Origin of the sequence: Microbacterium mcarthurae, assembly GCF_046064585.1 — a bacterium.
In the GTDB taxonomy this organism is placed as follows: Bacteria; Actinomycetota; Actinomycetes; order Actinomycetales; family Microbacteriaceae; genus Microbacterium; species Microbacterium mcarthurae.
In genome coordinates, this window is sequence record NZ_JAROCE010000002.1 from 564,671 (window position 1) to 588,255 (window position 23,585).

The window sequence follows — 23,585 nt, forward strand, 5'->3', positions numbered from 1 at the left end:
CCCTGGAATCCGTGCTCGACGTCGTCGCGCTCGTGCTCGTGCTGATCGGTGCGGTGCTGTGCCTGACCGCCACGCTCGGGTTGGTGCGCTGGCCCGATGTCCCCTCGCGGCTGCACGCCGCCACGAAGCCGCAGGTGCTCGGTGTGCTGCTCATCGTGATCGCGGTGGCCCTGTCGCTGCGCACCTGGGAGGCCGTGGCCTTCGGCATCCCGATCGTGCTCATCCAGTTCGCCACCGCGCCGCTGGCCGCGCACATGGTGGGACGCGCCGCGTACCGCAACCGCACGATGGACGAGGCGGGTCTCTACGTCGACGAGCTGCAGCACCGCACCGAGGAAGGCGGCTCGATCGCCGCCCCCTCGCGCCCCGAGAACTGACCGTGGAGGGGCAGTCCCGCGGCGTCAGATGTCGGACTCCCGCGCATCGCTCTCCGCCTGCGGCGACGGCGCCCCCTCTGCGGGATCCGGCGTCTCGGGCCGTGCCTCGAGTTCGCCGCGCTCGCGTTCCTCACGACGCCCCTCGGCGAGGAAGGCGAGCCGGTTGAGGCACTCGTGATTGCGGAGCGTGAGCACCGGTCGCCACAGGATGCCGGGAAGCGCGGCCGGCAGCCCCGTCACCGGTTCCTCGACGATGGTCACCGCGATCCCGTCGCCGTGCGCCCGCACGTCGAAGCGGATGATGCCGCGACCCAGGGGCCCCGCTTTCGGGCGCAGACGGACGCACCGTGGCGGATCCCACTCGACCATCTCGGTGGTGTCGTGCACCATGACCGGCCATATGCCGAGGGAGTGATGGATACGGGCGCCTTCCTGCGGCCACTCCGGGTCGACGTCCCGCATCCGCGCTGCTCCCACCACCCACACCGGGTACAGCCAGCCGTCGGAGAGCACGGCGAACAGGTCGTCGGGCGTGCAGCGCATCAGGCGAGTGTTGCGGGCGGCCATGGCATCCCTTCGCGGTCGTCGTGTTCCGACCCTATGACGCCGCGGCCGTGTGCGCGCCCTGGATGACCGCGCGCGCCGCGTCACCCGATGAGACTCGGCTGGAGATCGCGAAGGGTGCGGTGGTGCGTCATGCGTGTCACGCCGAGCGCCGCGATGAGCACGCCCCCCACGAGCCATGCGCCGAGCACGAGCAGATCGGGGCCCACCCGGCCCAGGTCTCCTCCGTACATGACCTGCCGCATGGCATCCACGACGTACCCCATCGGCAGCACGTGGTGCAGGGCCGCGAGGGGTCCGGGGAGGGTCTGCCATGGGAACGTCCCGCCCGCGGTCACGAGCTGCAGCACCATCAGCACGAGGCCGAGGAACTGTCCCACCGACCCGAGCCACACGTTGAGCGCGAGCACGATGGCCGCGTAGGTCGCGGAGGCGAAGAGCAGGATGCCGAGAGCGGCCAGCGGGTTGGCGAACGAGAACTGCAGAGCGACGGCGAGGACCGTGAAGAGTCCGACCATCTGCACCGCGCCGAGCCCTGCGGGCGTGAGCCAGCCCGCGAGGGTGATGCGGACGGGGGAGCGGAGGGCGGTCACCGCCCGCTTGGAGACGGGCTTGACGATGAGGAAGAGCGCATAGATCCCGATCCACCCGGCCAGCGCCGCGAAGAAGGGCGCAAGCCCCGCGCCGTAGTTCTGCGCCTTGGTCACCGACGACGTGCCCACGCTCACGGGGTCGGCGATCGTGTCGGCCTGAGCCTGCCGGGTCTGTTCGTCCGAGTCGGGGATCTGGTCCGCACCCGATGACAGTCCGTCGCGCAGCTGCGTCGCGCCGTCGGAGAGCTGCCCGATCCCGCTGTCGAGCTGGCTCGCACCGTCCCGCAGCTGCGCCGCACCGGATGCCGCCGATGCCGCGCCGTCCGCCAGGGTCGACGCTCCACCGGCCGCGGTCGCCGCGCCGGAGGCGAGAGCCGCGCTCCCGTCGGCCACCTGTCGCGCGCCGTCATCGAGGCGGTCGATCTGTGCCACGGTGTCCTGCACGCGCGCGTTCGCCGCCTCCAGGCGCTCGCCGACGGGATCCAGCCGCGCCAGGATCTCGTCGATGCGCTGCTGATCGAGGCCCGCGTCCGCCAAGGCCCGGGCGATGTCGGACCTCGCTTGCGGCAGCTGGGCCGCGGCATCCCCCGCGATCGTGCCGACCTGACGGGCCGCCGCGTCGATGCGGTCCACGCCGCCCGCGACCTGCTGCGCTCCGTCGGCGACGCGCGCCGACCCGTCGCGCAGCTGCGCGGTGCCGTCACGCAACTGCGCGGCCCCGTCCGAGAGCTGCGCGGTGCCGTCCGCCAGCTGAGCGGATCCGGATGCCAGCTGCGACGACCCCGACCGGGCGGTGCCGAGGCCGTCGACGAGCTGCGTCGCCCCGCTCGTGGCATCCACGAGATTCACCCGGATCGTATGGAGCGCGTCGAGCAGACTGCGCCCCGCTTCGTCGACGACCTTCTGCGCGACCGAGGTCTGGATGCGCGCGACGGCCTGTGAGCCGATCGTGGACGCGAGGTAGTTGTTGGCGTCGTTCGTGCGCAGCTCGATCGAGGCTTGGCGCGGCGAGTCGCTCGCGAGGGAGGCGACGGCGTCGCTGAAGTCGGCGGGAACCGTGACGATGAAGTCGAAATCACCGCGCTCGAGTCCGCTCGCGGCCTGGTCGGCGCTGACCCGGTGCCACTCGAACGTGTCGCTGTCCAGCAGCTCATCGGCCGCTTCGTCCCCGAGGTTGCGCGGCGTGCCGTTGATCTGCGCGCCGGTGTCGTCGACGACGAGCGCGACGGGCACGTGGGAGAGGTTGCCGTAAGGGTCCTGGTTCGCCCAGAGATACAGTCCGCCGTAGAGGATCGGCACGACCAGCAGCGCGACGAGCGCGAGGACCGACATCCGCGTGGAGGTGAGGCGGCGGAGCTCCGCCGCGATCATCTGCGGGACCTTCATCGAATGTCCCCCCGGCTCGCGGCGGCTTCGGCCGGCACGCGATCGGCGAGAGCCGTGCGCGAGGCGTGCCCCGCGACGACCAGGACGGCGTAACCGCGCTCGGCGAACTCCTCGGCGATGCGCCACCATGCGGTGGGCTCGCCACCGTGCCGGTCGGGCGCCACGAGGACGAGGCCCTCCACGCCCGGGCGCAGCACGGCCAGCTCGAGGAGCAACCGAACCCGTTCCGCCGCGTCCACGTTGCCGATCGGCAGGGATGCCAGCGACGCGAGGCCCAACCCGTCGAGCCAACGGCGTGCGGCGAACGGCGTCGGCGCGTGACCGGCGAACATGAGCTCCTCGGCGACCACGCCGACGACGGTGACGTTCGGCTCCGGCTCCGACACGACGGGGGCGTCGACAAGAGCCACGCGGCGACGGATCGCCCCGGCGTCGGTGCGCCCGTCGATCGTGACCGACCCCACGTCGATCTTCATGCGACCGGATGCCACGAGCCCGAGCACCGTGGGACGCTGCTCCGTCTCGGCGACGACGAGGGTCGCCCGCCCGGTCTCGAAGGCCGTGGAGGTCTCGGGGAGCGCGCCGTGCGCGCGTCCTTTCGCGACGGCATCCAGGACGATCCTCATTCCGCCTCCAGGTCGGGGTGTTGCGTCAGAAGCTCGCGGGCCTCGGTCCAGGACAGCCCGGCGATGCCGAGGACCGCCGTGACCGCGATGCCGCGCGCGCTCGCCGACTCCGCGTCGACCCGGGCGATGACCATGCGGCCGGTCTCTTCGAGCAGGCGCGAGAGTGTCGGCGCGGGGAGGTCGGTGCGCAGTTCCCCCGCCTCCTGTCCCCGGCGGACGATCGCGTCGATGCGCCGCCGCAGCGGTGCGAGCGCCGCCGAGGTCTGCGGCAGATGCGTGTCGTCGAGCGCGAGGGCCGCCGCGGCTTGCACGTGCGCGGCCTCGCGCCACAGCTCCGAGGCCAGGCGGGCGAGCGCGACCCGCGAATCGGGGTCGTCGATGGTGTCGGCGATCACGTTGAATCTCGCGGCGCCGGTGGCGATCACCTCACGGAGGATGGCGTCACGGTCGTCGAAGTGGCCGTAGAGGGCGCGGCGCGAAAGACCGGCGCGCGCGGCGATATCGGCGATCGAGGCGCGGGGGTCGTGGCCGATGACGGCGGTGGCGGCGTCGACGATGCCGGCGCGGTTCTCAACGGCGTCACGGCGGCGGGCGGTCATGCTCATCCCGCCACCTTACGCCTATCTTGCACTCCCGTGTGCAAGTTCCCTCCCGCGCGAGTCGCCAAGATTTGTCGCCTCTCGGGTTCCGTAGGCGACAAATCCTGGCGACTCGCGCGCGGGCGCGCGGGCGCCGGGGGGGGGGGGGGGTCAGTCGGTGCCGGTGTCGAACGCGGCGGACTCGCCGGCGGCGTCGGTCGCCTCGGCGAGGCGCTCGTCCGCGGCCCCGCGGGGAGCGGCGGACTCCATGATCTCGCGGGCGCCGCCGGCGGCGACGTCGCCGACGAGCTCGCCGGTGGGTCCGCCGATGAGGCCGAGGCCCGCGTACTGCTCGAGGCGCGCGCGCGAGTCGGCGATGTCGAGGTTGCGCATGGTGAGCTGGCCGATGCGGTCGACGGGGCCGAACGCGGCGTCGCCGACGCGCTCCATCGAGAGCTTCTCGGGCGAGTAGGACATCCCGGATGCCACGGTGTCGAGGATCGTGTAGTCCTCGCCGCGGCGCAGGCGCAGGGTGACCGAGCCCGTGATCGTGGAGCCGACCCACTTCTGGATCGACTCGCGCAGCATGAGCGACTGCGGCTCGAGCCAGCGGCCCTCGTACATCAGGCGCCCGAGACGACGGCCCTGCTCGTGGTAGGTGGCGAGGGTGTCCTCGTTGAGGATGCTGTTGACCAGGCGCTCGTAGGTGATGAACAGCAGGGCCATGCCCGGCGCCTCGTAGATGCCGCGGGACTTCGCCTCGATGATGCGGTTCTCGATCTGGTCGCTCATGCCCAGGCCGTGGCGTCCGCCGATCGCGTTGGCCTCGCGCACCAGCGCCACCGGGTCGTCGAAGCGCGTGCCGTTGATCGCGACGGGGCGTCCGCCCTCGAACTCGACCGTGACGTCTTCGGTCTCGATCTCGACCGCGGGGTCCCAGAACCGGACGCCCATGATGGGCTCCACCGTCTCGAGCGAGACGTCGAGGTGCTCGAGCGTCTTGGCCTCGTGCGTCGCGCCCCAGATGTTGGCATCCGTCGAGTACGCCTTCTCGGCGCTGTCGCGGTAGGGGAAGTCATGGGCGACGAGCCACTCGCTCATCTCTTTGCGCCCGCCGAGCTCGGTGACGAAGTCGGCGTCGAGCCACGGCTTGTAGATCCGCAGCGCGGGGTTGGCGAGCAGGCCGTAACGGTAGAACCGCTCGATGTCGTTGCCCTTGTAGGTGGACCCGTCGCCCCAGATGTCGACGCCGTCCTCCTTCATCGCGCGCACAAGCAGCGTGCCGGTGACGGCGCGACCGAGCGGAGTGGTGTTGAAGTACGTGCGGCCGCCCGAGCGGATGTGGAATGCGCCGCACGCGAGGGCGACGAGCCCTTCTTCGACGAGCGCCGTCTTGCAGTCGACCAGGCGTGAGATCTCGGCGCCGTACTGCGTCGCGCGTCCCGGGATTGAGGCGATGTCGTCTTCGTCGTACTGCCCCAGGTCGCCGGTGTAGGTGCAGGGCACAGCGCCCTTGTCGCGCATCCAGGCGACCGCCACCGAGGTGTCGAGACCACCCGAGAACGCGATGCCGACGCGTTCGCCGACGGGAAGGGACTGCAGGACCTTGGACATGCGCTCGATTCTATTGGGGACGGATGCCACCCCCCGAAACGCTCGGGACGGGGTCAGTCGATCGCGACGCCGGTGATCGTCACCGGGGTGGCCGGTGGGCCGTCGCCGCCGCCGGTCGCGGTGCCCGCGGACGCGATCTCCCGCACCACGGCGAGACCATCGGCCGAGAGGCGCCCGAAGACCGTGTAGGCCGCCGGCAGGTCGGTGTCTTCGTACACGAGGAAGAACTGCGAGCCGTTGGTTCCCGGACCGGCGTTGGCCATGGCGACGGTGCCGGCCGCGTAGGTCTCGGACCCGTCGAGCTCGTCGTCGAAGCGGTAGCCGGGCCCGCCCGTGCCGGTGCCGCTCGGGTCTCCGCACTGCAGGACGAAGATGCCCTGAGTGGTCAGGCGGTGGCACGGAGTGTCGTCGAAGTACTGCTGCGAGGCGAGCGACACGAAGCTACCGACGGTGCACGGCGCGCTGTCGGCGTCGAGGGTCAGGGGGATGTCTCCGGCCGACGTCTCCAACACGGCCGAGACCTCGCCCGTCGGCTCGTCATCCGGGCTCGGCGGCGACACCGGTCGTTCGGCCTCGCCGGCGGCGGTGTACGTGCACCCGTCGGCACCCGCCGGCGCCGATGTCGGGGTGGCGGCTCCGTCTCCCGCACAGCCGGCGAGAACGAGAAGAGCGGAGGCGGCGAGGGTCGCCGCGAACAGACGCGTACGCACCCGCCTAGAGTACGACCCCCTCCCGGTCGTTGTGTGAAGGGGTGTGGATGCCGCGAGCTCGGCCCACGGCGATCGCACCGACGGCGACGACGACGATGCCGATCGCGATGCCGATGATGTATCCGACGACGCTTCCCCACCCGCCATCGTTCGGGTCGAGGAACGGGTACGGGTACCAGTACGGAAGACCGTTCGTGGGGTTGGTGACGAGCGGGGCGCGGACCAGCGTGTAGGCGATCCACACGAGCGGGAAGGCCGAGGCCCCCACCGCGGCACTCCACGGCAAACGGCGACGGCACGGACCCACGAAGAGGTCGATGAGCAGGAACAGCGGCGCCCACACGTGCATGACCTCGTTCGACCAGCCGACCGTGTCCGGTCCGGTCGATATCGCGCGGAGAAGCAGGTTGTAGACCACGCCCGTCGTGACCATGTAGGTCGTCACCCACGCCAGGGCCGCGGCGATCGCCGCCGGTTCGGGCGCGATCCGCCGGCCGCGCCGCAGGAACCACACGGCCGCGGCGATCAGAACAGCCGCCGAAGCGGTGTTGGACAGGATCGTGAAGTAGCTGAAGAAGTTCGCCACGGTGGTGGCGACGTCTCGGCCATCTCGCGCCGCCGTACCGACGGTCGAGAGGAACTGCGCGATGATCGCGGCGACGATGAGGGCGGCCATGGCCAGGCGGAGGACGGTCCACGAAGTCGCCCAGGAACGGGAGCGGAGCATGCGCTCAGAGTAGTGAGCCCACGAGGGGCCGGGGCGGGCTTGTGGACAACCCCGGCGGGGCGTGTCGGGCCCGCTCGATAGGATGGGGCGTACCGCCGGATAACACGCGAGGAGCGCACATGCCCGGAATCGTGATCGTCGGCGTCCAGTGGGGCGACGAAGGCAAGGGCAAGGCCACCGACCTGCTCGGTGAACGCACCGACTGGGTGGTGAAGTTCAACGGCGGCAACAACGCCGGCCACACCGTCGTCATCGGCGACGAGAAGTACGCGCTGCATCTGCTGCCCAGTGGCATCCTCTCGCCCGGTGTGACGCCCGTGATCGGCAATGGCGTCGTCGTCGACCTCGAGGTGCTCTTCAACGAGCTCGAGGCGCTCAACGCTCGCGGCCTCGACACCAGCCGGCTGAAGATCAGCGCCAACGCGCACATCATCACGCAGTACCACCGCACGCTCGACAAGGTCACCGAGCGGTTCCTGGGCAAGCGCATGATCGGCACGACCGGACGAGGCATCGGCCCCGCGTACGCCGACAAGATCAACCGTGTCGGCATCCGGGTGCAAGACCTGTTCGACGAGAACATCCTGCGGCAGAAGGTCGAAGGTGCTCTCGATCAGAAGAACCACCTGTTGGTGAAGGTCTTCAACCGTCGTTCGATCACGGTCGACGAGATCGTGGAAGACCTGCTCTCCTACGCCGAGCGGGTTCGCCCCATGGTGAGCGACACCTCGCTTCTTCTGAACGACGCCTTGGATGCCGGTGACGTCGTCGTCTTCGAGGGCGGTCAGGCCACGATGCTCGACGTCGACCACGGCACCTACCCCTTCGTGACGTCGTCGTCGGCGACCGCGGGCGGCGCCGCCACCGGTTCCGGCGTCGGACCGAACCGCCTCGACCGCATCGTCGGCATCGTGAAGGCTTACACGACCCGTGTCGGCTCCGGTCCGTTCCCCACCGAGCTGTTCGACGAGAGCGGCGACTGGCTGCGGTCGCGCGGCTTCGAGTTCGGCACGACGACGGGTCGTCCGCGCCGCGTCGGGTGGTACGACGCGCCCATCACCCGCTACGCGACGCGCATCAACGGCATCACCGACCTCGTTCTCACCAAGCTCGACATCCTCGGCGGCCTCGAGCAGATCCCGGTGTGCGTGGCGTACGACGTCGATGGGGAGCGCTACGACGACCTTCCGGTCAACCAGACCGACTTCCACCACGCCAAGCCGATCTACGAGTACCTGCCCGGCTGGAGCGAAGACATCTCCGCCGCGCGCACGTTCGACGATCTGCCGCAGACCGCTCGCGACTACGTCCTCGCGCTCGAGGCGATGAGCGGAACGCGGATCTCGGTGATCGGTGTCGGGCCGGCGCGCGACCAGGTCATCGTCCGCCACGACCTGATCGACTGACGTGCGCTTCTGGGTCGGCGCCTACGCGCCTGACGCGGGGTCGGCCGAGGGCATCGGCATCCTGCAGGCGGGGGACGCCGACTCGGTGTGGGCATCGGGGCCTCTCGGCATGGTCGGGACGGCCGTCGCCGCCCCCGGTTCGCCGTCGTGGGTCGCGTCGCACCCGCATCTCGACGTGCTCTACGCCGCCCTGGAGTCCGACGGGGCGGTGCAGGCCTACCGCCGTACCGGCGAGACGAGCCTCGCCCCCTTCGGTGCACCGGTCCCCGCGGGTGAGGCCGTGTGCCACGTCGCCGTCGCGCCCGACGGGTCCTTCCTGGTCGCCAGCTGCTGGGGCGATGGACGTGTCGTTCGCATCGCACTGGACGCCGCGGGCCGTCCGTCGGCGCCCGAGATCGCCGTCGCCGCGAGCGATCCGTACGGCGGGGCGCCCGAGGCATCCGTCGTCGAGACCGGCGCCCGCGTGTCGGGCGCTGTCGTCCCCGACCTCGCGGCCGCCGCCCGGGCCCTCCGCGACGCCGCGGGCGAGGAGTTCGGGCACCTCGTCCCCGCCTACGACGCGCTGCCCGAGACCGACGCCGAGTCCGAAGAGGCGGCCGCCGGCGCCCGCGTCTCGCGCGCGCATCAGACGATCGCGCTTCCCCGGGGGCTGTTCGCCACCACCGACATGGGCCTCGACCTCGTGCGCTTCTGGCGCTCCACCGGGGTGGGCCTGCGCCTCGTGCACGAGGTGGCGTTGCCGAAGGGCAGCGGACCCCGGCACGGGCTGTGGCATCCGTCCGGCCACCTCTACGTCGTGACCGAGCTCAGCCGCGAGGTCTTCGTGCTCGCTCCGGATGCCGAGGGGCGCTGGCGTGTGATCTCGGGCGAGCCGCTCCTCGGCACCCTCGACGGCGACACCGCTGCCGAGCTGTGTGCCAGCCGTGACGCCTCGACGCTGTACGCCGGCGTCCGCGGCAGCGACACGATCGGTGTGCTCGCCGTGCGCGGCGCGGGTGAGTCGCTGCAGCTCACCGCGCTCGCCGAGGCCGGAACGCACTGGCCGCGCCACCACGTCGTCGTCAACGACACGCTGCTCGTGGCCGGTCAGCTCGCTGACGAGATCGTGTCGCTGCCCCTCGACGCCCGCACGGGCGTTCCAGGCCGTGTGCGCCACCGCACGGCGTCCCCGTCGCCGACGCGCCTGCTTCCGATGCGCTGAGCCGGCCCCGGCAGGAGCCGAGGTCTACTTCTTCGCGTCCTGCCGCGGGATGATGATCTGCTTGATGATGAGCAGGAGCGACGCCGTGACCGGGATCGCGACGAGGGCGCCGAGCAGCCCCAGCAACGTGCCGCCGACCAGAGCGCCGATGACGACGAGTGAGCCGGGGACGGAGATCGTCCGGTTCATCACTCGCGGCGTCAGCACATATGCCTCGACCTGCATGTACACCAGATAGACCGCCGCGAAGATGAGACCGGACACCGGGTCGACGATCAGCGTCAACACGGTGGCGGTAGCCCAGAAGAGCACCGAACCCACCAGGGGGATGAGGGTGATCCCAAACGCGAGGGCGGCCAGCAGCGCCGCGAACGGCTGCTGCAGGATCGTCAGCACGATGAAGGCGAAGACCGCGTTGAACAGGGCCAGCACCACCATCCCGGCGAGGTAGCCACCGACCGATTCGGTGATCTGCCCGGTCATCTGCGCGACCGTCTCCCGGCTGCGGGCGGGGGTGAGACGGACCAGCGAGTTCTTCATCGACGGCAGGGATGCCAAGAAGTACAGGCTCAGCACCAGCACGATGATCGCGCCCGAGATGCCGGTGGCGATGTTGACGCCGACCTGCAGCAGACCGCCGCCGATCGCGGTGAGGTTGGCGGGGTTCGTGAAGAACGACTGCACCTCCGTCAGGATGCTGCCGAGGCTGTCTCCGAAGTTCGCCTCGACCCACTGCACGGCGTCGCTGTTGATCAGGTCGTTGACGAAGCTCGGGATGTCGGTGACGAACTGCTCGATCTGACGCACGACCGGGGGGATGAGCAGCCACAGCGCAGCCACGAGGATGACGGCGAGCCCGCCGAACACGATGACGATGGCCCAGGCGCGGGAGACACCGCGGCGGACGAGCAGCCGGACCAGGGGGTCGAGCGCGAGAGCGACGAAGAGCGCGATCGCGATGTAGATGAGCACCGTCGAGAGGTTCGACAGGGCGAGGCCCAGGAGGATCGCCGTCAGCCCACCCAGGGTCAGGAAGAAACCCGCCGCGTACGGCCGTGCGATCGCGGACCACACGGGACGATCGCGCGAAGTGACCTCCCCGGCGTTGGCGCCGGCGGCGGAGGGGTCGGGACGGGTCGATCGGCTCATGGTGACACTGTAGGGCGCACCGTCGCCGGAGCCCCTGCGCGATAAGGTCGGGATCCGGGAGGACCCATGACCGACGCCGACCCCACGACGATCCTGCAGGGCCTGCGCGGCAGCATCGACAACATCGACGCCGCGCTCATCTTTCTGCTCGCCGAACGCTTCCGCTGCACGAAGCAGGTCGGCGTTCTCAAGGCGCAGCATGGGATGCCGGCATCCGACCCTGCGCGTGAAGAGCAGCAGATCGCCCGGCTGAAGCGCCTCGCGGCCGAGGCCGACCTCGATCCCGCGTTCGCCGAGAAGTGGTTCAACTTCGTCGTGGCCGAGGTCATCCGACACCATCGCTCTGCCGCGAGCGACGCGACCGACGGCTGAGCGTCGCGTCCTCGCGACACGCCCGACCCGCGCGGCGAGGCGGGATGGGAGGGCAATGCCGGTGCGCACCGCCACGCGCCCGCGCGTGCCATGTCGGGCCGCGGAACGCAAGCCGACGGCCGGTTTGCCAGGGGATCCATCAGCGTGAAACGGTAGGGGAGGCCCGAAAGGGCCGCCCACCCGACCAGTCCGCGGTCGCCGGTGCCGACTCGGGGGAGTCGCGCCGCGAGCGTACGGTCGGCGGCCCTGGCCCGGACCAGACGTCCGGTGCCGACGCGTTCGCCCCCGACGAGCGCTGAACGGCTGCCACCCGGGCGTGACCGATGCGGCCACCCGAGGCCGCCCAGGTGCACACAGTGACCCACCCGCATGCCATCGCGGCCAAGAACCTCTTCAAGGTCTTCGGCCGCGCTCCCCAGACCGCGGTCGACAAGCTCCGAGCCGGCGCTTCCCGCGATCAGCTCGACGACGCCGGCACGGCCGCCGTCATCGACGCCAGTTTCGACGTCCGGCCCGGCGAGATCTTCGTCATCATGGGCCTGTCCGGATCCGGCAAGTCCACCATCATCCGCATGCTCAACGGCCTGCACGACGTCACCGCCGGCACCGTCGAGGTGCAGGGTGACCCGCTCACCGGCGTCAGCCCCTCCCGTCTGCGCACCCTCCGCCGGGAGCGCATCGCGATGGTGTTCCAGCACTTCGCCCTCCTGCCGCACCGCACGGTGGCCGCGAACGTCGCGTACCCGCTCGAGATCCGCGGCGTCAGCAAGGCCGAGCGGCTCGCCAAGGCCGAGGAGATCCTCGCCCTCGTGGGTCTCGAGGGGTGGGGCGACAAGCTCCCCTCGGCGCTCTCGGGCGGGATGAAGCAGCGCGTCGGCATCGCCCGTGCCCTGGCCGCCGACACGGACATCCTGCTCATGGACGAGGCCTTCAGCGCCCTCGACCCGCTCATCCGGCGCGAGATGCAGGAGCAGCTGCTCGAGCTCCAGCGCACGCTGCAGAAGACCATCGTCTTCATCACCCACGACCTCAACGAGGCGATGCTCCTCGGCGACCGCATCGCGGTCATGCGCGATGGACGGATCGTCCAGATCGGCACCCCGGAGGACATCCTCACCGACCCCGCGAACGACTACGTGGAGCAGTTCGTGCAGGACGTCGACCGTGCCCGGGTGCTCACCGCGGCGAACGTCATGGAGCGCCCTCGCCCCCGCGTGGACGCTTCGGCCGGCCCGCGCACCGCCCTGCGGCAGATGCGCGACGCCTACATGTCGGCCGTGTACGTCACCGATCGCGATCGCAAACCGCTCGGCATCATCACCGACCGGGATGCCGTGAAGCTGGTGCGCGCGGGGGAGAGCTCGCTCCTGGGCAGGCTCCAGCCGATTCCGCACAGTGTCCGCGAGGACGAGGTGCTCATGAACCTGTTCGTTCCGGCGATCGAGTCGCCTCTTCCCCTGGCGGTGCTGGACGCCGAGGGTCGCCTCACCGGTGTCATCCCGCGCGTCACGCTTCTCGCGGCGCTCGGCCCCGGTCCGACCGCCACGGAGGAGATCACCGTGCTGCCTCAGCCCGTGTCCTCCGCGGAGATCGACGCCGTCCTGGCCGACGAAGCCGCGGCATCCGGAATCGAGGGGGTGCGCTGATGGAGGGTTTCCGCATTCCTGTCGGTGAGTGGGTCGACGCCGGCGTGGACTGGCTCCGCGACAACCTGTCGGGTCTGTTCGACCTCGTCGCCGTGGTGGTCCGCTTCCTCGTGGGGGGACTCAGCGACGTCTTGCTCAGTAATCCGATCGTCGTGGTGATCGCCGTCGCCGCTCTTCTGGCGTGGCTTCTGCGCTCGTGGAAGCTCGCGGTCGGCGCCGTCGTCGGGTTCACGCTGATCCTGGCCATGGGGCAGTGGGTGACCGCGATGCAGACGCTCGCGCTCGTCCTCGTCGCGACCGTCGTGGCCGTCGCCATTTCGGTGCCGCTGGGCATCTGGTCGGCGCGCAATGCGACCGTCCGCGCCATCCTGAAGCCGGTCCTCGACTTCATGCAGACGATGCCCGCCTTCGTGTATCTGATCCCGGCCATCACCTTCTTCAGCATCGGTGTGGTCCCCGGCGTCGTCTCGACGGTGATCTTCGCGCTCCCCCCGGGCGTGCGTCTGACCGAGCTGGGGATCCGCGGCGTCGACTCCGAGACGGTCGAGGCCGGGCACGCCTTCGGTGCGACGCCTCGCCAGATCCTCCGTGGCATCCAATTGCCGCTCGCGATGCCGACGATCATGGCGGGCATCAACCAGGTCATCATGCTCGCCCTGTCGATGGCGGTCGTCGCCGGCATCGTGGGCGCCGACGGGCTGGGCAAGGAGGTCGTGCAGTCGATCTCCACCGTCAACCTGCCCAAGGGCGTCGAGGCGGGCTTGAGCGTCGTCATCCTCGCGGTCTACCTCGACCGGCTGACCGCCGCCCTGGGCAGCCCCGCCGAGCACCGGTCCTCGCTGCGCGGGGTCGTCGCCCGGCGCCGCACCCGCACCCCGATCCCGACGGCCGCCTGACCCGCCGCGAAGGGCGCGAGTCGCCAAGATTTGTCGCCCATGCGGCACCAGAGGCGACAAATCTTGGCATCTCGCGCAAGCGAGACTCGCGCAACCGAGACTCGCGCGCGCAAGAACGAAACGACATACGGAACCGAAAGAGAGCATTCACATGAACAAGCGACACCTCACCAGCACCCTCGCCCTCGGCGCGGTCAGCGCCCTCGCGCTCGCCGGCTGTGCCAGCGGCAACCAGGCCGAGGGAGGCGCCGGCGACGGCGGCGACAAGGGCACGATCACCCTCGGCTTCCTGCCGTCGTGGACCGACGGCCTCAGCACCGCCTACCTGCTCGAGGACCAGCTCGAGAAGCTCGGCTACACCGTCGAGATGCAGACGCTCACCGAGGCCGGGCCGCTGTACACCGGACTGGCCCAGGGCGACATCGACATCTACCCCTCGGCGTGGCCCGAGCTGACGCACGCCGACTACATGGAGGAGTACGGCGCCGACATCGAGGACCTGGGGTCGTACTACGACAACGCCAAGCTTACGATCGCGGTGCCCAGCTACGTCGACATCGACTCGATCGACCAGCTCGCCGGAAACGCGGCGCGTTTCGACGGCCGCATCTTCGGCATCGAGCCCGGTGCGGGTCTGACGAAGCAGACGCAGGAATCGATGCTCCCCGGCTACGGTCTGGATGCCGAGTACGAGCTCGTCACCTCCTCGACCGCGGCCATGCTCACCGAGCTCGACAACGCCATCGCGGCGCAGGAGGACATCGTGGTCACGCTGTGGCGTCCGTTCTGGGCCAACGACGCGTACGACGTGAAGGACCTCGAAGACCCGCAGGGCCTCATGGGCGACCCCGAGGCGCTGCACTTCCTCGGGACGTCCGGCTTCGCCGAGCAGTACCCGGATGCCGCGGAGCTCATCGCCGGCATCCAGCTGAACGACGAGCAGTACGGCGCCCTCGAGGACCTCGTGGTCAACGAGTACGGCGAAGGCCGTGAGGCCGAGGCCATCGACGCGTGGCTCGAGCAGTACCCCGACGCGTTCTCGACGCAGCGCTCCTGACGCACCCCGCGAGCCCCCTCCACCGATTCAGGCGGAGGGGGCTTTCGCGATCGCGCGCGCCGCGGTGAAGCGGGTGCGGAGGCCGGGGTGCGCGGCCGGCATCGCCAGCACGGAGTCGGGGGCGCGTCCGGCGAGCTGCGGGAAACCCGCGTCGGCGACGAGCTCGTCGTCGAGCGTCTCGAGCTCGGCATTCACGAGAGGCCACGGCTCATGCGTGTTCGCGGCCCAGATCGTACGGCCGAGGTGCCGCTCGTGGAAGCCCCAGCGCGCGGTCAGGAACCGCGAGAGCGGGGTGTCGACGGTGTCGGTGCCCAGCCGCGCGCGCAGGCAGGTTCCCGGATGCCGCCCCCCGTGGCGCCGCGACCGGAACTCGATGAGCTGTCCGTCGGTGCGGACACCGGCGCGCGCCCAGCGGTAGGGCAGCCCGAACAGCGCCCGCGCCGCCAGCACCGGCGCCAGATGCTCGGCCTCGAGCGTGCGGAACACGACGCCGCGGCGGCCGGCGTCGTCGACGGCGTACGTCCGCACGTTGATCTCGGTGAACGTGCCGAGGAACGGCACCCGGGGCAGCGGCAGGAACCGGAAGTCGCTCAGCACGAACGGCACCAGTCCGACCCAGGCCGACCCGTCGTGCACGTCGGGGTGCGTGCCGGCCGGGAGCATCGGGGCCACGTCGGTGGGGTCGACGCGCCAGTGGACGAACACGGCGCGATTCCACCGTTGTTCGATGACGGCGCGGCCGGGGAGCGCGGGGGCGTGTCGTTCGAGGGTCACGTCAGGATTCTGGCCCGTGCGCCCGGGGGCGGGGGGAGACTGGACACATGGCGTCCTCGTCTGCTGCGGATCCTCGACTGGTGGCATCCATTCGCTCTTTGCTCGCGCAGCGCGCCGAGGGCGCGACCATCTGTCCGTCGGAGGCGGCGCGGGCGGTCGGCGGCGACGACTGGCGCGACCTCATGCAGCCGGCCCGGGATGCCGCGCGTGAGCTCGCCGACCAGGGCGAGGTCGAGGTCACCCAGCGCGGCGAGGTCGTCGACGTGACCACGGCCCGCGGTCCGGTGCGCATCCGCCGTGCGCGATGAACGGCGTCGTCAGACGGCGGGCCCGGGCGGAGTCTCGGACGTCGGCCGGGGCAGTTCGCGCGCGACCTTCTTCTCGAGATTCTCGACGGCCTCGTCGCTGAGCCAGATCAGCCCGTCCAGTTCCTGCCGGACACGCCGATAGGCCACCTGCCGTTCGTTCGGCGTGGCGGCCTCGTCGACGGCGACGCCCAGGAGCTGTTGCGCGGTGTCGAGGCGTTTGCGCTCCTCGGGCGTGAACGCGGCGGCCTTCACCCGCCGCGCGTCACGCTCGGCCAGCTCGAACGCGACCTCGTAGTCGGTCACGGCGTCGCGGTAGTCGTTGAGGCGCTCGGGCGTCGGCTTCTCGCCCGGCGCAGGGCGCAGGTTGTCCGCCACCTTCTTCGCGCGCAGGAACGCCGCGGTGAGCGGCTGCCTCCCGTCGCTCATCGCCGGGTACGAGATGAGCTTGGAGACGTCGAGCTCGTAGTCGAGCCACCGATGCGTCACCTCGTCGTGTCTCGCCTCGACGCGGGCGAGGTCGTCTCCGACCGGGTCGGGAGCGGGCGGAAGGGGAGCGGATGCCGGCATCCCGCCGTTCTGCGCCCGGAGGAGTTCGAGCTGCTCGCGGTGGCGGCGGCGGGCGGAGAGCTCGCGTTGCTTGCTGACCGTCCCGATGGCACCCATCGTCATGCCGAAGAGGGGGAAGACGAGCCACCAGTAGTTCCCGGCGAACTGGAGCAATTCGTTCACGCCGCCACGCTACGCGTTCGGGTCGTTCTTCCGCGTCCGCTTCGCCTGACGCTCGTTCCAGGACCGGGATGCCGCGCGCCCCACGTTCTCCATCGACCAGGCCAGCGCGCGCTGCGCCTGTTCGGCCCAATCGGAGGCCACGCGGCCCCAGGCGTCGGTGGGGTCGACGTCGGGGCGGTCGTCTCGGCCGCGACGCGCTGCCCGCTCGGCCCGCTCGAATGCGTGGTTCAGCGCTCGGACGGCGTCGCGGTACGCGAGGAACTCCGCGGGCTCGAGCCTCGTGGTCGTCGAGGCGGGACGCAGCCACTGCGCGCGTTCCTGCGCGCGCAGGAAGTCGGCGAGGAGGGGCGAGGCCGGGTCGCTCATGGCGGGGAAATCGATCGCCAGCGCGGGGTCGGTCTCGTACGCCATCCAGCGGACCAGGACGGCGTCGTGTTCGGCGAAGAGCCGAGCGACGGGGAGGGGGGCGTTGCCCGCGCGGATCGCGGGGAGCATCGCCTTCGCGGCTCGCACGGCGGCACGCCGGGCACGGATCTCAGCCGACGCCGCGCGGACCTCCCGCTGTGCCGCGGTGAGGCGAGCGCGCGCGGACGTGACCGCCTCGGGCGAGACGCGGGCCGCCGCCCGCTCGGCCTGAGCGCGCATCACCTCGGCATCCGCGATCTTCACTTCTGCCCGACCGCGGGTGACGGCGTGGCGCGCCGTCTGCAAATCCAGCAGGGCGGCGTCCAGTTCGAGGCGGCGAGCCGCGGTCTTGCTCAGCGGGCGATTCGCCCACGACCGCGCGGCACGGTCCGTCGTCGACGAGCCCGCGGGCAGGGCGCGGCGTCGGGTGCGACGCACGCCGATCCAGCCGACGGTGCCGGCACCGGCCGCGGCGGGGCCGATCCACCACCACTCGGCGAGCAACGCCAGGAGCGGTTCCACTCCTTCATGCTACGTCGCGGCATGGGAGTCGTGCAGGGGGGCGGATGCCGCCGGACGCCCTGCGCAGGCGGAAGGGGGATGCCGTCGCCCCCACGGCGCGGGAGACGGCTCCCCCCGAAGATGTGAGATCGTTGCGGGGTGAGACTCCGCCGAACCGCGGTGCTCGGGCGCGGCGTGCCGAGTGCGGCCTTCCGTCTCACCCCGGGCCAGGCGATCACCCTCGCCTTCGGGTCGGTGCTCGCGGTGGGAACAGCCCTGCTGAGTCTTCCTGCCGCGACCGAGGAGCGCAGCGCGACGTTCCTGGAGGCGTTGTTCACGGCGACGAGTGCGCTGTGCGTGACGGGCCATATCGTCGTGGACACCCCGGTGTTCTGGTCTCCGTTCGGTCAGATCGTCATCATGGTGCTCATTCAGATCGGCGGCTTCGGTGTCATGTCGCTGGCCACGCTCCTCGGACTGCTGGTGGCTCGACGGCTGGGTCTGCGCACGCGGCTCACGGCGGTCAGCGAGACGCACACCGTCGCCGTGGGCGATGTCCGCCGCGTCCTGGTCGGCGTCGCCGTCATCACCCTGGCGACCGAGGTCGTCGTCGCCGTCCTGCTGACGGGCCGGTTCTGGCTCGCCTACGACGAGCCGTTCGGTCGCGCCGTGTGGCTCGGGGTGTTCCACGCGGTGTCCTCGTTCAACAACGCCGGTTTCGCGCTCTTCAGCGACAACCTGATGTCGTTCGCGACGGACCCGTGGATCTGCCTGCCCATCTGCGCCGCGATCATCCTCGGGGGAATGGGCTTCCCGGTCATCATGGAGCTGCGCCGTCGCATCCGGTTCCCGCGCCGGTGGACGCTGAACACCGTCACGGTCGTCTCGGGCACGACCTTCCTGCTCGTCGCCGGGGCCGTCGCCCTGACGGCGCTGGAGTGGTCGAACCCGGCGACCCTCGGTCCCATGGACCCCGCGGGCCGGATCCTCGCCGGCTTCACGATGTCGGTCATGCCGCGCACCGCCGGGTTCAACTCGATCGACGTGTCGCAGATGCACGGGGCCAGCTGGTATGTCACCGACATCCTCATGTTCATCGGAGGCGGCCCCGCGGGTACGGCGGGCGGTCTGAAGATCACCACGTTCGCCGTTCTGCTGTTCATCATCGTCGCCGAACTCCGCGGCGACACCGCGGTCAACATGTTCGGCAAGCGTCTTCCCCGCTCGACCCACCGTGAGGCCCTCACGGTCGCGCTGCTCTCGCTGGCGCTGGTCGTCGGGTCCACGCTCGCGATCATGGTCATGACCCCGTTCGGCCTCGACAGGGTCCTGTTCGAGGTGATCTCCGCCTTCGCCACGGTCGGACTGTCGACGGGCATCACCGCCGATCTTCCCGCCGCGGCGCAGCTCATCCTCATCGTCCTGATGTTCATCGGCCGTCTCGGCCCGGTGCTGCTCGGGACCGCCCTGGCGCTCACGCGTCAGAAGCGCATGTACGAACTGCCGAAGGAGCGTCCGATCATTGGATAACTCGTCCCCCTTCTTCCGCCGCCGGCGCTCCCGCGGAGGCGCGTCCGCCATCGCCGTGATCGGCCTCGGGCGATTCGGTGGTGCGCTGGCCACCGAGCTGGCCCGCTCGGGCACCGAGGTGCTCGGCATCGACACCGACGAAGAGATCGTTCAGTCGCTCAACGGCGTCCTCACCCATGTGGTGCGTGCGGACTCCACCAAGCAGACGGCGCTGGAGCAGCTCGGCGTCCTCGATTTCGACCGGGTCGTGGTCGGCATCGGAACCGACATCCAGGCCAGCATCCTCACGACATCGCTGCTCAAGCGCATGGGCGTGCGGTCGATCTGGGCCAAAGCGATCAGCGAGCAGCACGGGTTGATCCTCGAGCAGCTGGGCATCGAGCACGTGATCTTCCCCGAGGCCGACATGGGGCGTCGCGTCGCCCACCTCGTCCGCGGCGCGATGCTCGACTACGTCGAGTTCGACAAGGACCTCGTGGTCGCCAAGACGGTCGCGCCCGAGGAACTGGTCGGGATGACACTTCAGCAGGCTGCCGTGCGGCGCCGCCACGGCGTGACGATCGTGAAGATCAAGGGTGCCGACGGCGAGTGGCGCCCTGCCGGCGCCGAATCCGTGGTGTCGGCCGGCGACGTGCTGATCGTCATCGGCCCCGTCGAACGTACGGAGCGCTTCGCCGCGCTGCTCTAACGCGCGTGAGGTGCCAGGATTTGTCGCCTGGTGTGAACCCCAGGCGACAAATCCTGGCACCTCACGCTCTGCGCGTCACGCGCCTCGCGCGCCGGCGCGTCAGCCGAACAGTAGCGTCAGCACCGTCGCGCCGCCGCCCGTGAGGATGAGCGCCGCGATGACCACCCACGCGGTGATCTTCACGCGGCGCTGCCGGCGCGCGTCGAAGCCCGCCATGTCATCGTCGGGCTCGGTCATCGCGAAATCCTTTCGTGCGGCGGTCGGCCGGAGCTCAGGCGACCGGCTCGGCGACCGTCGGACCGAACACGGCCGGGAGCGTCTCGGTCGACAGGCGCCGCAGCTCCGACACGGGCACCGTGAACACGTCCTGGATCTCGAGCTTCGCCTCGGTACCCGGCTCGACGTCGGTCACGCCGATGCGCAGCACCGGGTAGCCGCGCCCGTCGCAGAGGCCCCGGAACTTCACGTCCTCCTCGCGCGGCACGCTTACGAGCACGCGACCGGTGGACTCGCTGAACAGGGCGGCGGTGGCATCCACTCGGTCGCGCTCCATGAGCTCGGTGAGCCACACCCGCGCGCCGACGCCGAAGCGCATCACGCCCTCGGCGAGGGCCTGCGCGAGACCGCCCGACGAGAGGTCGTGGGCGCTGGAGACGAGCGACTGCGAACCCGCGGCCTGCAGCAGTTCGGCGAGCTTGCGCTCCTGCGCGAGGTCGACCTTCGGCGGACGTCCGCCGAGGTGGTCGTGGATCGTCCCGGCCCACTGCGAGCCGTCGAGCTCGTCGGCCGTGACGCCGAGGAGGTACAGGTTCTCGCCGGCATCCTGCCATCCGCTCGGGATGCGCGCGGCGACGTCGTCGATGATGCCCATGACGCCCACGACGGGGGTCGGGTGGATCGGCTGGTCGCCGGTCTGGTTGTAGAACGACACGTTGCCGCCCGTGACGGGGATGCCGAGTTCGAGGCATCCATCGGAGAGACCCTCGACGGCCTGGCTGAACTGCCACATGACCTCGGGGTTCTCGGGGCTGCCGAAGTTGAGGCAGTCGGTGACCGCCGTCGGCACCGCGCCCGTGACGGCGACGTTGCGGTACGCCTCGGCGAGGGCCAGCTTCGCGCCGGTGTAGGGGTCGAGCTGGCAGTAGCGACCGTTGCAGTCGGTTGCGATGGCGAAGCCGAGCCCGGTCTCCTCGTCGACGCGGATCATGCCGGCGTCGTCGGGGAAGCTCAGCGCGGTGTTGCCGAGCACGTAGTAGTCGTACTGGTTCGTGATCCACGACGTGTCGGCGAGGTTCGGGCTCGCAACGAGGGTCGTGAACTGCTCGCGGAGAGTCTCGGCATCCGTCGCCCGGGGGAGCTTCGCCGCGGAGTCCTCGTTCAGCGCGTCGATCCACGTCGGGTAGGCGACCGGGCGCTCGTACACGGGGCCGTCGACCGCGACGGTCGAAGGGTCGACGTCGACGATGCGCTCGCCGTACCAGTCGATGACGAGGCGGCCGTCGCCGGTGACCTCGCCGAGGACGCTCGTCTCGACGTCCCACTTGCCGACGACCGCGAGGAACGCGTCGAGCTTCTCGGGCGCGACGATCGCCATCATGCGCTCCTGCGACTCCGACATGAGGATCTCTTCGGGCGTGAGCGACGGGTCGCGCAGCAGCACCTTCGACAGCTCGACCTTCATGCCGCTGTTGCCGTTGGCGGCGAGCTCGCTCGTGGCGCACGAGATGCCCGCGGCCCCGAGGTCTTGAATCGCCTCCACGAGGTCGTCGCGGTACAGCTCGAGGCAGCACTCGATGAGCACCTTCTCGGCGAACGGGTCGCCCACCTGCACCGCGGGACGCTTGGTGGGTCCGCCATCGGCGAAGGTGTCGGATGCCAGGATGCTCGCGCCGCCGATGCCGTCGCCGCCCGTGCGGGCACCGAACAGCACGACTTTGTTGCCCGCACCGGAAGCGTTGGCCAGCTTGAGGTCTTCGTGGCGGAGGACGCCGACAGCGAGGGCGTTCACCAGCGGGTTGCCCTGGTAGACGGAGTCGAACACCGTCTCGCCGCCGATGTTCGGCAGGCCCAGGCAGTTGCCGTAGAACGAGATGCCGCTGGTGACGCCGTGGACCACGCGCGGGGTGTCGGGGTGGTCGATAGCGCCGAAGCGGAGCTGGTCCATGACGGCGACCGGGCGGGCACCCATCGAGATGATGTCGCGGACGATGCCGCCGACGCCGGTGGCCGCGCCCTGGAAGGGCTCGATGTAGCTCGGGTGGTTGTGCGATTCGACCTTGAAGGTGACCGCCCAGCCGTCGCCCACGTCGACGACGCCGGCGTTCTGGCCCATGCCCACCATGAGGCGGGTCTTCATCTCGTCGCTGACCTTCTGGCCGAACTGGCGCAGGTAGATCTTGCTCGACTTGTAGGAGCAGTGCTCGCTCCACATGACCGAGTACATCGCCAGCTCACCGCTGGTGGGGCGGCGGCCGAGGATCTCGCGGATCTTGGCGTACTCGTCATCCTTCAGTCCGAGGGCGCCGTACGGCTGATCCTTCTCGGGCGTCGCGATCGCGTTCTCGACCGTGTCGGCGAGGGCCGTGCGGTGGGCGGGGGCGGCGGGGTTCGGGGTGGTCACGCGGCTGAGCTCCAAGATTCGCAGGGGCCGGAACGGGTTCAGTCTAGTTGGGCGGGCTCCCCGCCTCGGGCGGGTGCCGCGGCTCAGCGATGCACTCAACCTCAGTCAGTCGACCCGCAACCCGACTGAGGTTCTCGGCATCGCTGGGGATGTGCAGCGCACGGCGGGTGCCCGGGGCACGGATGGGCTGGTGCGTCACTGCCCCGTCGCGTTCTCGCCGTATCGTCCTCGTACGCGGGGGCTGGCGGGGGAGTGTCGGGCGGCTGACGGGTCGTCGTCGTGGAGCTCGCATGCCGCGCTTTCTACTGTGGGCGTTATGAACACAACACGGATCGCCGAGTTGCGGTCGCTACGAGGTTGGACTCAGGAACGCCTCGCGGAAGTCAGTGGGGTGACGGTCCGCACGATCCAACGACTCGAGGCGGGCAACGAGGTGAGTTTGAATACGCTCGCACGCATCGGGGAGGCTCTCGATGTCCCGGTTCGAGACCTCTTCGTGACAGTGCCCGACGGTGATTACGGGAGATCTTTGTCGGCGCTGGATCGCGCCGAGGTCGAGGGCTTCTCCCGCGCGGCGAGCGTTGCGTGGAGGAGAATCGCGCTCGCCGTGAGTATGTTCACGGCTTCACCCGTTCCCGTCGTGTTGTTGATCGCCGTCGCTGACAGAGGGGTGATCCCCGTGAGTGTCGAGGTCGCCGTCGTTCTCGGGGTCGGGCTGTTCCTCTTGATCTGTGCGGGCGCGGGGCTGTGCCTTGTGCGGGCGTCCCGCCACCTGGCCCCGTACTCGGCTGTCCGCCGAAAGCGTCTGGGTGCTGATCCTGCGGCGGTCCAGTGGGTGGAGCGCGTCAGAGATGCTCACTCCCGCCAGCGCTTCTCGTCGATCTCCCTAGCGATATGCCTATGGGTGCTCTCTCCCCTGCCACTCATCACCGCCGCACTTCTCGATCCCACTCCTCAACAGCCTTTGTGGATCGCGGGGGGAGCGGGCTTCCTCCTCGTAGCCGTGGCTGCAGGCTTGTTCGCGGTCGTGCGGACCGCTTCGCCCGCGTACGTCGCAAACAAGGTCGCGAGGGTCGGATGACGAGGGGGAAGGACCGCGCGGGACGCATCAGCCGGCGCGTACACACT

General features: G+C 70.3%; 24 protein-coding genes. 11 read left to right on the plus strand and 13 right to left on the minus strand.

All coding sequences use genetic code 11. The features are described from left to right. Positions 1 to 2 precede the first annotated feature (2 nt). Positions 3 to 377, plus strand: coding sequence for a monovalent cation/H(+) antiporter subunit G (mnhG, locus tag P5G46_RS09270; protein WP_375095382.1), 375 nt, complete (start codon positions 3 to 5; stop codon positions 375 to 377). Positions 378 to 401: 24 nt separating this feature from the next. Here the strand turns inward: mnhG and P5G46_RS09275 are convergent, their stop codons facing one another. The 7 genes from P5G46_RS09275 to P5G46_RS09305 form a co-directional block, all read right to left on the minus strand. After that, positions 402 to 920 carry an SRPBCC family protein gene (locus P5G46_RS09275; protein WP_408905532.1) on the minus strand — a complete coding sequence of 173 codons (519 nt, stop codon included), beginning with the start codon at positions 918 to 920 and terminating at the stop codon, positions 402 to 404. 104 nt (positions 921 to 1,024) lie between these two features. After that, positions 1,025 to 2,920 (minus strand): YhgE/Pip family protein, encoded by a 1,896-nt coding sequence (locus tag P5G46_RS09280; RefSeq protein WP_375094975.1) that lies wholly within the window; start codon positions 2,918 to 2,920, stop codon positions 1,025 to 1,027. Further along, positions 2,917 to 3,546 carry a hypothetical protein gene (locus P5G46_RS09285; RefSeq protein WP_408905533.1) on the minus strand — a complete coding sequence of 210 codons (630 nt, stop codon included), beginning with the start codon at positions 3,544 to 3,546 and terminating at the stop codon, positions 2,917 to 2,919. The genes P5G46_RS09280 and P5G46_RS09285 overlap by 4 nt, the downstream gene beginning before the upstream one ends. Then, complete coding sequence (locus P5G46_RS09290) at positions 3,543 to 4,151, minus strand: TetR/AcrR family transcriptional regulator (protein ID WP_375094973.1); 609 nt, start codon at positions 4,149 to 4,151, stop codon at positions 3,543 to 3,545. The genes P5G46_RS09285 and P5G46_RS09290 overlap by 4 nt, the downstream gene beginning before the upstream one ends. A gap of 144 nt (positions 4,152 to 4,295) precedes the next feature. Beyond that, positions 4,296 to 5,738 carry an argininosuccinate synthase gene (argG, locus tag P5G46_RS09295; protein WP_375094972.1) on the minus strand — a complete coding sequence of 481 codons (1,443 nt, stop codon included), beginning with the start codon at positions 5,736 to 5,738 and terminating at the stop codon, positions 4,296 to 4,298. 53 nt (positions 5,739 to 5,791) lie between these two features. Continuing rightward, on the minus strand, positions 5,792 to 6,448 hold the full coding sequence (locus P5G46_RS09300; RefSeq protein ID WP_239277732.1) for a peptidylprolyl isomerase: 657 nt from the start codon (positions 6,446 to 6,448) through the stop codon (positions 5,792 to 5,794). A gap of 4 nt (positions 6,449 to 6,452) precedes the next feature. After that, positions 6,453 to 7,175, minus strand: coding sequence for a Pr6Pr family membrane protein (locus P5G46_RS09305; protein ID WP_408905534.1), 723 nt, complete (start codon positions 7,173 to 7,175; stop codon positions 6,453 to 6,455). A gap of 119 nt (positions 7,176 to 7,294) precedes the next feature. Here P5G46_RS09305 and P5G46_RS09310 point away from each other — a divergent pair, with 119 nt between their 5' ends. Together P5G46_RS09310 and P5G46_RS09315 are read left to right on the plus strand one after the other, a co-directional pair. Beyond that, entirely contained in the window at positions 7,295 to 8,581 is a 1,287-nt protein-coding gene (locus tag P5G46_RS09310) for an adenylosuccinate synthase (RefSeq protein WP_239277737.1), read from the plus strand. Between the two features lies 1 nt (position 8,582). Beyond that, complete coding sequence (locus P5G46_RS09315; RefSeq protein ID WP_408905535.1) at positions 8,583 to 9,782, plus strand: lactonase family protein; 1,200 nt, start codon at positions 8,583 to 8,585, stop codon at positions 9,780 to 9,782. A gap of 24 nt (positions 9,783 to 9,806) precedes the next feature. On the opposite strand, the gene P5G46_RS09320 is transcribed toward P5G46_RS09315, so the two are convergent. Then, positions 9,807 to 10,931 carry an AI-2E family transporter gene (locus P5G46_RS09320; protein ID WP_239277741.1) on the minus strand — a complete coding sequence of 375 codons (1,125 nt, stop codon included), beginning with the start codon at positions 10,929 to 10,931 and terminating at the stop codon, positions 9,807 to 9,809. A 66-nt stretch (positions 10,932 to 10,997) separates the two neighbouring features. Between P5G46_RS09320 and P5G46_RS09325 the strand changes: the two genes are divergently transcribed. The 4 genes from P5G46_RS09325 (at position 10,998) to P5G46_RS09340 (ending at position 14,902) form a co-directional block, all read left to right on the plus strand. After that, the gene (locus tag P5G46_RS09325; protein ID WP_239277744.1) at positions 10,998 to 11,303 is read left to right on the plus strand and encodes a chorismate mutase; all 306 of its coding nucleotides are present in this window, start codon (positions 10,998 to 11,000) and stop codon (positions 11,301 to 11,303) included. Between the two features lie 323 nt (positions 11,304 to 11,626). Continuing rightward, the gene (locus tag P5G46_RS09330) at positions 11,627 to 12,949 is read left to right on the plus strand and encodes a quaternary amine ABC transporter ATP-binding protein (RefSeq protein WP_408905536.1); all 1,323 of its coding nucleotides are present in this window, start codon (positions 11,627 to 11,629) and stop codon (positions 12,947 to 12,949) included. Continuing rightward, on the plus strand, positions 12,949 to 13,845 hold the full coding sequence (locus P5G46_RS09335) for an ABC transporter permease (RefSeq protein WP_408905537.1): 897 nt from the start codon (positions 12,949 to 12,951) through the stop codon (positions 13,843 to 13,845). The genes P5G46_RS09330 and P5G46_RS09335 overlap by 1 nt, the downstream gene beginning before the upstream one ends. Before the next feature lie 151 nt (positions 13,846 to 13,996). Next, positions 13,997 to 14,902: a glycine betaine ABC transporter substrate-binding protein gene (locus P5G46_RS09340; protein ID WP_408905538.1), complete on the plus strand. Its 906-nt coding sequence runs from the start codon at positions 13,997 to 13,999 to the stop codon at positions 14,900 to 14,902. Positions 14,903 to 14,929: 27 nt separating this feature from the next. Here the strand turns inward: P5G46_RS09340 and P5G46_RS09345 are convergent, their stop codons facing one another. After that, positions 14,930 to 15,676 (minus strand): YqjF family protein, encoded by a 747-nt coding sequence (locus tag P5G46_RS09345; protein ID WP_408905539.1) that lies wholly within the window; start codon positions 15,674 to 15,676, stop codon positions 14,930 to 14,932. 47 nt (positions 15,677 to 15,723) lie between these two features. Here P5G46_RS09345 and P5G46_RS09350 point away from each other — a divergent pair, with 47 nt between their 5' ends. Next, a complete protein-coding gene (locus tag P5G46_RS09350) occupies positions 15,724 to 15,984 on the plus strand; it encodes a DUF3253 domain-containing protein (protein ID WP_239277755.1) in 261 nt (86 codons plus the stop codon). A 9-nt stretch (positions 15,985 to 15,993) separates the two neighbouring features. On the opposite strand, the gene P5G46_RS09355 is transcribed toward P5G46_RS09350, so the two are convergent. After that, complete coding sequence (locus P5G46_RS09355; protein WP_375094970.1) at positions 15,994 to 16,713, minus strand: hypothetical protein; 720 nt, start codon at positions 16,711 to 16,713, stop codon at positions 15,994 to 15,996. A gap of 9 nt (positions 16,714 to 16,722) precedes the next feature. Further along, the gene (locus tag P5G46_RS09360) at positions 16,723 to 17,640 is read right to left on the minus strand and encodes a hypothetical protein (RefSeq protein ID WP_408905540.1); all 918 of its coding nucleotides are present in this window, start codon (positions 17,638 to 17,640) and stop codon (positions 16,723 to 16,725) included. A 138-nt stretch (positions 17,641 to 17,778) separates the two neighbouring features. Here P5G46_RS09360 and P5G46_RS09365 point away from each other — a divergent pair, with 138 nt between their 5' ends. After that, positions 17,779 to 19,149, plus strand: coding sequence for a TrkH family potassium uptake protein (locus P5G46_RS09365; RefSeq protein WP_408905541.1), 1,371 nt, complete (start codon positions 17,779 to 17,781; stop codon positions 19,147 to 19,149). Continuing rightward, positions 19,142 to 19,837 (plus strand): potassium channel family protein, encoded by a 696-nt coding sequence (locus P5G46_RS09370; RefSeq protein ID WP_239277762.1) that lies wholly within the window; start codon positions 19,142 to 19,144, stop codon positions 19,835 to 19,837. Before P5G46_RS09365 ends, P5G46_RS09370 begins: the two co-directional genes overlap by 8 nt. 99 nt (positions 19,838 to 19,936) lie before the next feature. Here P5G46_RS09370 and P5G46_RS09375 read toward each other — a convergent pair whose 3' ends face one another. Beyond that, positions 19,937 to 20,074, minus strand: coding sequence for a hypothetical protein (locus P5G46_RS09375; protein WP_239277764.1), 138 nt, complete (start codon positions 20,072 to 20,074; stop codon positions 19,937 to 19,939). Positions 20,075 to 20,108: 34 nt separating this feature from the next. After that, positions 20,109 to 22,457, minus strand: a complete 2,349-nt coding sequence (gene purL / locus P5G46_RS09380; RefSeq protein ID WP_375094969.1) for a phosphoribosylformylglycinamidine synthase subunit PurL — start codon at positions 22,455 to 22,457, stop codon at positions 20,109 to 20,111. A 316-nt stretch (positions 22,458 to 22,773) separates the two neighbouring features. On the opposite strand from purL, the gene P5G46_RS09385 reads away from it, so the two are divergent. After that, a complete protein-coding gene (locus tag P5G46_RS09385) occupies positions 22,774 to 23,538 on the plus strand; it encodes a helix-turn-helix transcriptional regulator (RefSeq protein ID WP_375094968.1) in 765 nt (254 codons plus the stop codon). Positions 23,539 to 23,585 lie beyond the last annotated feature (47 nt).

Excerpts from the sequence above, each read along its gene's own strand:
- P5G46_RS09275 (WP_408905532.1), bottom strand. The coding sequence starts at position 920 with ATGCGCTGCACGCCCGACGACCTGTTCGCCGTGCTCTCCGACGGCTGG.
- argG (WP_375094972.1), bottom strand. The coding sequence starts at position 5,738 with ATGTCCAAGGTCCTGCAGTCCCTTCCCGTCGGCGAACGCGTCGGCATC.
- P5G46_RS09280 (WP_375094975.1), bottom strand. The coding sequence starts at position 2,920 with ATGAAGGTCCCGCAGATGATCGCGGCGGAGCTCCGCCGCCTCACCTCC.
- P5G46_RS09310 (WP_239277737.1), top strand. The coding sequence starts at position 7,295 with ATGCCCGGAATCGTGATCGTCGGCGTCCAGTGGGGCGACGAAGGCAAG.
- P5G46_RS09285 (WP_408905533.1), bottom strand. The coding sequence starts at position 3,546 with ATGAGGATCGTCCTGGATGCCGTCGCGAAAGGACGCGCGCACGGCGCG.
- P5G46_RS09335 (WP_408905537.1), top strand. The coding sequence starts at position 12,949 with ATGGAGGGTTTCCGCATTCCTGTCGGTGAGTGGGTCGACGCCGGCGTG.
- P5G46_RS09340 (WP_408905538.1), top strand. The coding sequence starts at position 13,997 with ATGAACAAGCGACACCTCACCAGCACCCTCGCCCTCGGCGCGGTCAGC.
- P5G46_RS09320 (WP_239277741.1), bottom strand. The coding sequence starts at position 10,931 with ATGAGCCGATCGACCCGTCCCGACCCCTCCGCCGCCGGCGCCAACGCC.
- P5G46_RS09385 (WP_375094968.1), top strand. The coding sequence starts at position 22,774 with ATGAACACAACACGGATCGCCGAGTTGCGGTCGCTACGAGGTTGGACT.
- P5G46_RS09330 (WP_408905536.1), top strand. The coding sequence starts at position 11,627 with ATGCGGCCACCCGAGGCCGCCCAGGTGCACACAGTGACCCACCCGCAT.
- P5G46_RS09325 (WP_239277744.1), top strand. The coding sequence starts at position 10,998 with ATGACCGACGCCGACCCCACGACGATCCTGCAGGGCCTGCGCGGCAGC.
- P5G46_RS09305 (WP_408905534.1), bottom strand. The coding sequence starts at position 7,175 with ATGCTCCGCTCCCGTTCCTGGGCGACTTCGTGGACCGTCCTCCGCCTG.
- P5G46_RS09375 (WP_239277764.1), bottom strand. The coding sequence starts at position 20,074 with ATGACCGAGCCCGACGATGACATGGCGGGCTTCGACGCGCGCCGGCAG.
- P5G46_RS09290 (WP_375094973.1), bottom strand. The coding sequence starts at position 4,151 with ATGAGCATGACCGCCCGCCGCCGTGACGCCGTTGAGAACCGCGCCGGC.
- P5G46_RS09350 (WP_239277755.1), top strand. The coding sequence starts at position 15,724 with ATGGCGTCCTCGTCTGCTGCGGATCCTCGACTGGTGGCATCCATTCGC.